10 protein-coding genes, 1 pseudogene and 1 other annotated feature are annotated in these 8,100 nt (G+C 53.0%); of the genes and pseudogenes, 8 read left to right on the top strand and 3 right to left on the bottom strand.

Translation table 11 applies throughout. The annotated features are described in order from the left end of the window. Positions 1-160: 160 nt before the first annotated feature. Both NCCP436_RS17355 and NCCP436_RS17350 read right to left on the bottom strand, forming a co-directional pair. Positions 161-1,123, bottom strand: a complete 963-nt coding sequence (locus NCCP436_RS17355; RefSeq protein ID WP_220805218.1) for a retron St85 family RNA-directed DNA polymerase — start codon at positions 1,121-1,123, stop codon at positions 161-163. After that, the gene (locus NCCP436_RS17350; RefSeq protein WP_220805217.1) at positions 1,120-2,055 is read right to left on the bottom strand and encodes a retron St85 family effector protein; all 936 of its coding nucleotides are present in this window, start codon (positions 2,053-2,055) and stop codon (positions 1,120-1,122) included. Before NCCP436_RS17350 ends, NCCP436_RS17355 begins: the two co-directional genes overlap by 4 nt. Before the next feature lie 404 nt (positions 2,056-2,459). Between NCCP436_RS17350 and NCCP436_RS17345 the strand changes: the two genes are divergently transcribed. The 6 genes from NCCP436_RS17345 to NCCP436_RS17320 all read left to right on the top strand — a co-directional run bounded on the left by NCCP436_RS17345 (position 2,460) and on the right by NCCP436_RS17320 (position 6,110). After that, positions 2,460-3,104, top strand: coding sequence for a recombinase family protein (locus tag NCCP436_RS17345; RefSeq protein ID WP_220805216.1), 645 nt, complete (start codon positions 2,460-2,462; stop codon positions 3,102-3,104). A gap of 125 nt (positions 3,105-3,229) precedes the next feature. After that, a complete protein-coding gene (locus NCCP436_RS17340) occupies positions 3,230-3,649 on the top strand; it encodes a hypothetical protein (RefSeq protein ID WP_023105507.1) in 420 nt (139 codons plus the stop codon). Positions 3,650-3,655: 6 nt separating this feature from the next. Continuing rightward, the gene (locus NCCP436_RS17335; protein WP_220805215.1) at positions 3,656-4,252 is read left to right on the top strand and encodes a helix-turn-helix domain-containing protein; all 597 of its coding nucleotides are present in this window, start codon (positions 3,656-3,658) and stop codon (positions 4,250-4,252) included. Between the two features lie 155 nt (positions 4,253-4,407). Next, positions 4,408-4,695 (top strand): hypothetical protein, encoded by a 288-nt coding sequence (locus NCCP436_RS17330; RefSeq protein ID WP_220805214.1) that lies wholly within the window; start codon positions 4,408-4,410, stop codon positions 4,693-4,695. A gap of 184 nt (positions 4,696-4,879) precedes the next feature. Then, positions 4,880-5,575: a hypothetical protein gene (locus NCCP436_RS17325; RefSeq protein WP_220805213.1), complete on the top strand. Its 696-nt coding sequence runs from the start codon at positions 4,880-4,882 to the stop codon at positions 5,573-5,575. A gap of 349 nt (positions 5,576-5,924) precedes the next feature. Then, positions 5,925-6,110 carry a hypothetical protein gene (locus NCCP436_RS17320; protein ID WP_220805212.1) on the top strand — a complete coding sequence of 62 codons (186 nt, stop codon included), beginning with the start codon at positions 5,925-5,927 and terminating at the stop codon, positions 6,108-6,110. 13 nt (positions 6,111-6,123) lie between these two features. Here the strand turns inward: NCCP436_RS17320 and NCCP436_RS17315 are convergent, their stop codons facing one another. Beyond that, complete coding sequence (locus NCCP436_RS17315) at positions 6,124-6,495, bottom strand: hypothetical protein (RefSeq protein WP_220805211.1); 372 nt, start codon at positions 6,493-6,495, stop codon at positions 6,124-6,126. A gap of 122 nt (positions 6,496-6,617) precedes the next feature. Between NCCP436_RS17315 and NCCP436_RS17310 the strand changes: the two genes are divergently transcribed. After that, the gene (locus NCCP436_RS17310) at positions 6,618-6,857 is read left to right on the top strand and encodes a helix-turn-helix domain-containing protein (protein WP_127429813.1); all 240 of its coding nucleotides are present in this window, start codon (positions 6,618-6,620) and stop codon (positions 6,855-6,857) included. 402 nt (positions 6,858-7,259) lie between these two features. Continuing rightward, a pseudogene (locus NCCP436_RS17305) lies at positions 7,260-8,100 on the top strand (IS3 family transposase); the annotation flags it as partial. After that, positions 7,535-7,651: a sequence feature (AL1L pseudoknot), on the top strand. (Overlaps the previous pseudogene by 117 nt.)

Below are 8,100 nucleotides of genomic sequence, written 5' to 3'. Positions count from 1 at the left end.
AGCACCAGGCCGGCGGCCTCTCGCTTGAACTCGGGCGTAAAGGAACGACGTTGTTTGGTCATCAGACACCTCTCTATGGCAAGCATTCTCGCCCTAAATGGATGTCCGGGATCAGTAGACCACTACACCATGACTAGCGCAGGGCAAAGCCCCTGCGCTTTTAAAGTTTATTTATACGCCCCTCACTTCTCTTCTGGAAGAGAGCAGAAATAACACCTATTCCGTATTTTCCGCGCATCCTAGAAACAAATAAGGGCTCAACATCTTCAGCAAAACCCAGCAAACCTTGCAGCTGAAAGACGTCCTTTTCATCAAGCTGCCCCAAAGAAAATCGATGAATCATTGAGCTTATCTTTCGCTTTCTTTCTCTACCAAGAGATAGCTTACCCTCATTGTTTAATATAACGCCCGTGACTCTTCTCTGAACCTTCTTAGACAGATGCAAGGTTTTCTTATCATTCAAGCTAAGTCTCGGATAAGGCAGATCATTGAGAAGCCCCCGAATCATTGGCTCTATTTCAGCCGAAACACCTTTCCCACTAGTAGAAAAAGTCAAGTCATCAGCATATCTTGAGTAGGTAATTCCACGCTCTTTACACCAAGCTTCAACCTGCTCATCAAAATCGTACATAATCGAATTAGACAGCACAGGAGAACTAGGCGCCCCAATACTCAAACAATGATCCGCACGCCCCTTATGCTGAATGCAGCACACCCGCGCAATATCCTTAATACTTTGCTCTGAAACCTTCCCCCCCAAAAACCTGGAGAAATGAAGAATCAAATCAGACTCTTTAATCGACCCAAAAAAATCAACAAAATCAAACTTAGATATATATGGGTTTACAACATGCAACTCAGCATTCTTTCGCACACTAGACCCGGAGCTATAGGCGGTCGCGCACTCATGAATAGGCAGGTCATTGAAAACAACCCTCATCAAGTAGCGCTGAAGAATTTTTGTCTCTTTAGCAGGTTGCGCCACCAGCCTCTTACCACCAGACTTCTTGTCAATCTCATAGCGCTTGTATGTGTGCGGAGCTCTCTGCAGAAGCCTAAAAACATCATGCTCTGACACAGAGAAAAACTCGACAACATCCTGCCTGAACTCATAGGAACTCATTTTCCGCCCCCTAAGCGAGCCTGCTGAATAGCCCTCACACGATTTCGCTCAGCTCTTTGAGAGTCGTAGTACTCCCTGCACTCAAGTTGGACACGAAGATAGTCAAGCGGAGCTTTTGATTTAAAAGAAAACTTTATCCGATGAAAGCCATCATCTTTTGATGCGTAAAAAACCGAATCACTATATGTAATGCGCTGAACAATCCTAAATTGCTCAAGAAGAAAAAGCTTTCTTCTCAACAAGTCGCGATGAACAACTCGACCAAAAACAGCGAGCCATTCAATCAGCTCGCTCTCCTTAAGAGCAACGAACATTCTGACCAACTCGCAGATCAGAACCACCAAATGCACGTCACTTTCAGAGCTTAGGGTTTGACTTTTCTTCAGCCCATCAAGTTCAATCTTTATATCATCAATCACATCATCAACGACGTGATCAGGTATATTGATCGGCTCACGCACAATCCAAGGATAGCGCTTAACGCCGGTTTCATGATCCCTAGTAATATACCGAAGAATACCTAGATTAATGAATGACAGTTTGTCTGCATGCTCATCAGAAACAATAACTATCAGCTTCTTACTAAGATCCTTTAACTGCGAAAAAGCGCCGAGCTCTGCAATTGCGCCCTCGCTTTCAAGAATAATGACAACAAGCGAACAGATGCTCGCCAAGTCAGACTCAAAGTCCATTAGATTCTTAAATACGCCATCATTCTGCCAAGATTTAATTTCTTCCGGCCTAAAGATTTCGTACGGGGGGAATTTTCGACTAACCGCATCACGAAGTGAAGCGACTGGAAGCTCAGGCGCATCTGCTCCATCTTTTTCAGGAACAAAGCCGCCACAGAGAAGCACAATAGGATTAGATGAGAAATAGATCTTGCTGCTTTCTATATCGATATCAGCAAGAATCTTTGGCCTCGGATCCATTCGAGAAGAAGCTCTTTACCAAGGAACAGCCGCAGAGAAGTTCTGCGGACCGGAACGCGCTTCATGTGTAGGTCCGCAGAACTTCTCTGCGGAACAAAACGAAGCAATATTATTGAGTCTGGCTAAGCGCCCGACTAAGCCTGTGGATTGTTGAGACCCTTGGCTCTATTCGCGTAAAGAACGGCGACATTCTTAAACGCCCACCATTGCCAGGTCAAGCCCTGCCAACGGCCTGTGACTATTTACTCCGCCCCATCAGCCCTGTAGCGATAAGGCATGCCCAAACGAAGACAGGGAAAAGCCCTACCAAAGCATCCCAAAACGTAGTGATAAGACACGCTTGACCGTTCAAACGGACACACCTTATTATCACAACACCAAATCAACACAACGGAATGCAATCGATGTTTGTCCGCGCCTACCTTCGAGCCTCTACCATCGATCAAGATGCCAGCCGAGCTAGGGCATCTCTTGAAAGCTTTGCTGAGGAGCATGGCGTCACCATCGCCAACTTCTACGAAGAGAACGAGTCAGGCACAAAGCTGGAGCGCCCGGAGCTGTTTCGGCTGCTCAACGATTGCCGCCCGGGCGACATCCTGCTTACGGAGCAAGTAGACCGACTCTCCCGCCTCACCGATACGGATTGGAAGAAACTCCGAGGCTTAATCAACGAGAAAGGCGTGACCGTGGTTGCGCTAGACCTCCCGACTTCTCACCAGCTACTTACACCCTCGAAAGCCGATGCTTTCACCGGACGAGTGCTTGCCGCAATCAATGACATGCTGCTCGACATGCTGGCCGCAGTGGCTCGAAAAGACTACGAAGACAGAAAGCGCCGAACTGCCGAGGGAAGGGAAAAAGCCAAAGCTAACGGCATGTATAAAGGACGCCCCGTCGATCAAGATAAACATCGTCGCATCCATGAACTACTGGCCGAAGGCAAGTCCATCCGCAAGATTGCCGACCTCTTGAACTGTTCGACTCAAACAGTATCCCGAGCCAAGAAATCCCTGTGCACAGGAGCCGCGCAAGATCAACTGGCCAGCTAGACACTAAACACAGCACACGATAAAATTTTGGCGCTGAAATTTTTCGATCAGCGCCATCAACCAAAAACATGCGAGGTAAACCTATCGAAGAGCCGAATTCATACACCGTTACTTAGGAGTAACAAATGCACAACCTAGTAGAAGCTGCCCGCAAGTTCATGCAATCCGACAACGGCAGTTATTCCCGCCTAGCTGACCACCTCAATAACTTCGCCCCTCGCTCCGACGGTTCACGTTGGACAAAAGACGCCGCTTACCACTTCTGCCGAACTCACGGCATTAAATCCAATCGCCCCTGTAAGAATCAGCCTGCTGCCGGATGCGCCCAACGCGCCAGAACTCGGCAGAACATCATCAACGCCACGCTTGAAGCCTTGTCCAGACAGGGCCAAACCATTCATGACATCGCCCCGGTGCAGCTCAAGAACATCGTGATGCTGTCCCGCGCCCCGCTCTACAACGTGCGCAACAACTGGCACGAACTCTCGAACGAGCTAAACGCCCTGGCCGGTCTCCCGAAAGCGCTCCGCATCATCGAGGACTGACCAGCCATGAGCCGCAAGACAAAGCCAGACATTGAGGCTCAGGCCGTGATCCTGCGCGAAGCTGGTTACTCGTGCCCGGCAATAGCAGCCCAACTTGACCTATCCCTCTCGACCACCAAGCGGATACTCAAGCGGCGAGGCGCTGTTGCTGGCGCTGCAACCGAAGCCCTCATTGAGCAAGCCCGGCAGAACATGCTCAATGCCGCCTTTGATTTGGAAACGGTGCAAGGGCAAGCCGCAGCGCTAGCCCTGGAGGACATTGCCCTTGCCCGACTGATCAGGGAAAAGACGGTGGAAACGCTCGAAGCGCTCGCCCCCAGCACCAGCACGCCCTATCAGATGATGCGCACGATTGTAGCGGGGGCAACGGCCCTCGACCTTACGCAGAAGGTCAGCCGTCGCGCCCTTCCCCTTGAAAGGCTGGCAGAGGCTACCCACGTTGAGCAGCTTTCCGAGCTACGCATTCGGATCATGACCGATGAGGACGTTCGGGTAATGCGAGAGCAGCAACGCAGGGAGGCAGCAGAACGCATCACCGGCAATCCGCTACTGAATGAGCGAAGCCCCGAGGAAGATGAGGTAGTGGAGCTGGCGCACGAGTAGCGAGACAGCGACCCGACACCGGGCCGAACCTGACACCGCAGGCCCGGTTGTCAAACCCTTAGAAAAACGACGATGACTCGACCCCATAGCGCTTTCTGCGGACGACCCGAAATTGAAAATCGGGCAGAGGGAAGAGCACAACGAGAATTGGACAGATGCAGCACATTACGACCCGAGAGCTAAGCCCGGTTGAGATAGAGGCTTTTAAGCAGCGCCTGATCGAAGAAGCTGAGGAATCGCGGCGAGACCGACGACGAATGGAAACGATGTTTGACGGTTTCAGGGACTGTGTGCCGGTAGACGAAGAGCTAGAAGCCGAACTGACGGCGTTAGATAGCCTGCTGCCTGACACTCAGGTTCGAAAAGGAAGGCAGCCGGGCGGTAGCAAAACCGGCCTCGCAGGAAGAGCACGAGCCAAGCTTTTTGCCAGTAAACGCTTCTAAGCCCAAGGATTGGGGAGCCTTTTCCTCTGACGACTCAGGCAGCAGAAAGCGCTCTCTTGCAAAAAAATCTGCTGAGCCAGCGACTACCCCATCTGGAGTAGATGCAAAAAGTAGCAAGCGACGCGCCGGCTCCATACGGCTCTCAAACGCCCATAAGGCGGGGCTTCTAGCGAATTTCCAAGGCATGCGGGAGCGAAACGTAGCAGCTATTAGCGAACTAGACCCAGACCTTGACCATGAGCAGATAGCTCAGATTGAAGCCAAGATCAGTTTCATCGACCAAGTGGCTCAGTCATACGCAGGGAAAGGCTCCGGCAAGCTGGCTGACTGGTCGAAGCATGTGCCGGCAGAAATCAAACAGTTCTTCCGGCTGCTCTGGCTGGCCCGCCAACCTGACGCAGTTGCCGTGACCATTCGCCTGGATCATCGCACAGCGACAACGGCGCTTGATGCGAAGCGGGGCCCGGCTAACCACCTTGCAGGAATCATCCAGCGAACGCTAGCAAAACTGGGGATCAGCACTGACCTTGCATTCAATCTGGAGTACACCCACGGCGCCAGCACCGAGAACCACCCGCTTCACCTACACGGGATTGTGCGCATCCCGGCTGACCGCATCGAAGAGGCAAGGCAAGCGCTCAGGTCGGCACTTGCTGGGGGATACCGGCAACGCTTCAACAACCTGGCCGTCCATATCGAGGCAATCAGCAATCCACGGTGGTGGGCTGGGTACTGCACCAAGGAGCACGAAATATCCGCCGACATCCTCAAGAAGGCCCGGGGAAAGCGTACGGTTCCGGACTACGCCAGCGACTCGGCGAGAGATGGCGGCAAAACGCTCTACGAGCGCGTAGGAGAGCTTTTCAGTGATGAAAGCTAGTCACGTAGCACTTGCCATTTACATCGCGCTTAGCGGGCTCCCAGGAGCGAGCGCGGACGATCAGAGACCGTCCTTCTCGGGCGATGACTTGAGGATCGACGAAGACGGGCCGGAACAAGACGAGCTGTACGACGAAGACGACCAGCTATACGACGAAGCGGACGACTATGAAGACCATGAGGACGGGGAAGAATGAAAAGAGCCAGCGGATTAGTCAAAGTAACTAACCGCTGACTTAATTACGAGCTTGGACGAGTTAAATATATCACTCGCGGCGACATAGAAACAGACTTACATGCCAACCTACTCACTGCTAGCATTTCCCCGCCAACAAAGCAGAGAGGTGTATATGCAGCACAAACTCATTACTTACGAAGAAGCATGCACGCTGATTAGCGACTATGGTGCCGAGGAGATTTTTAGCTCGGGCTGGTCACAGACTTTCAGAGCAGAAGCCGATAACCGAACCATCTACATACAGCTGAACGGAGCCAATGAAAGTCTTCTGATTGAAGAAGAACAAAGGGCCGCATGAAGCGGCCCTTTGTTTACACCCTACGATGTACCGCCAATATCAATCCCTCCGAAAACACATACAGACGGCGCCGGAAGATCACTGCGGAAAGCACCAATAGCAAATAAAAACCAATCCAAACGTAAGGAAAGAAAACCCCTGGCGTTAGGCCGCTACCCTCGGGGATGAGAAGTCGAAGAGACTTGACCACCAACTCCCCCGAGAATGTATTAGCAATCATCCACTCCCCATCCTGACAATACTTCCCTTCGAAGCTGAGCCCTTCGCCTTTAGGGTCATAGTAACTTTTCTCTCGACAAAGCCAATCTGTTGTCCCCCCGGCCCACATAACGCCATTTGCAATAAGAATCCAAAATAGCAGCGAAGCATATCTTGCAACTTTCATTACACATCCTTATCCACAAGTACCAGACTGAACAGTCAGGCTCAGCTGTTACAGCCGCCAGACAGACGCTCCGCCAATCATAGTATGTAGACCTATAGTATGCACCTGGCAAAAGTGGGCGCATGCCCATCAAGCCTCATCAATCCGTCCTTGTCAGCATATTTGCTGAGAATGTGCGGCGTACACGCCAAGAACTCGGACTCTCGCAAGAAGAGCTAGCCGAGCGTGCAGGCGTACACCGTACATACGTGGGCATGCTTGAACGGAGCGAAAAGAACGTGACGATCTACAACATCGAACGGATTGCGCTGGCGCTGGGCGTAGAGCCGGCCCTTCTCCTGACCCGAACAGGGAGCCGGTGAGCCTTGCTGGATAAGCCCAAGCCCCAAGTGCGGACGCCGGTTCAAATCCCCATTGCCACCCGGGGCGACAGCAACGTAGATTCTCAGTGAACCATCAACCAGCCCCATCAGGGTGTGACACTGCAGAGCTGGTGCTGGGCCTCAAGCGCTGGGATTTAGCGGCTTGTAGAGGGGACGTAGATTCACGGTTGACCATCCCCCCGGCTCCACCAAACAACCATCTAAAGACGTCCTCGGACGTCTTTTTTTGTGCCTGAAACCAGTAAATACGGGACTTTCAGCGTCATGATGATCCGATAGCGTCCGACTAGATCCGCGAAACTCGGTATTCCAAATGGTATTCCAAGCATTCTGAGTCGCCCCGGGCCTCGTGGAGGCCTCAACTCTTGAGAAGATGAGGCCATGAGAAAGACCACGACCTACTCCCCTGAAGTCTGTGAACGTGCCGTGCGCATGGTTCTGGAGCACCTGAACGACTACCCATCCGAGTGGGCGACCATCGAGGCGATAGCGCCGAAGATCGGCTGCGCAGCGCAAACGCATGGCTGGATTCGTCGCCATCAGACCGACGCCGGCCAGCGTCCGGGGGCAACCACCGAAGAGCGTGAGCGCATCAAAGCCTTGGAGCGCGAGAATCGCGAATTGCGCAAGGCCAACGAGATCCTGCGTCTGGCCAGCGCGTATTTTGCCCTGGCGGAGCTCGACCGCCGCACCAAGTCCTGAGGGCATTTGTCGATCAGTGCCGTGACCGTCTCGGGGTCGAGTCGATCTGCCGTGTCTTGCAGGTCGCCCCGTCCGGTTACCGCAAGCATGCGGCCCGCCTGCGCAATCCGGCATTGCGCTCCTGCCGTGCTCGGCGCGACGAGGCACTGATCCTGGAAGTCCAGCGCGTGTGGAATGACAGCATGCAGTGCTATGGCGCGGTCAAGGTTTGGAAGCAGCTCCGGCGAGAAGGCATCGAGGCAGCCAGATGCACGGTGGAGCGGTTGATGCGTCGAGCTGGGTTGCAGGGCATAAGGCGCGGCCAGGTCGTGCGGACAACGGTGGCCGGAGACAAGTCGCTCTGTCCGCTGGATCGTGTCCAGCGCCAATTCCAGGCCAACCGCCCCAACCAGCTGTGGGTGTCGGATTTCACTTACGTGTCGACCTGGCAGGGATGGCTGTATGTGGCCTTCGTGATCGACGTCTTTGCGCGGCGCATCGTGGGGTGGCGAGTCAATACCAGCATGAAGACCGACTTCGC

The sequence above is a fragment of the Pseudomonas sp. NCCP-436 genome (assembly GCF_019656335.1).
Taxonomy (GTDB): domain Bacteria; phylum Pseudomonadota; class Gammaproteobacteria; order Pseudomonadales; family Pseudomonadaceae; genus Aquipseudomonas.
This window is presented reverse-complemented; position numbering and strand designations above follow the sequence as displayed.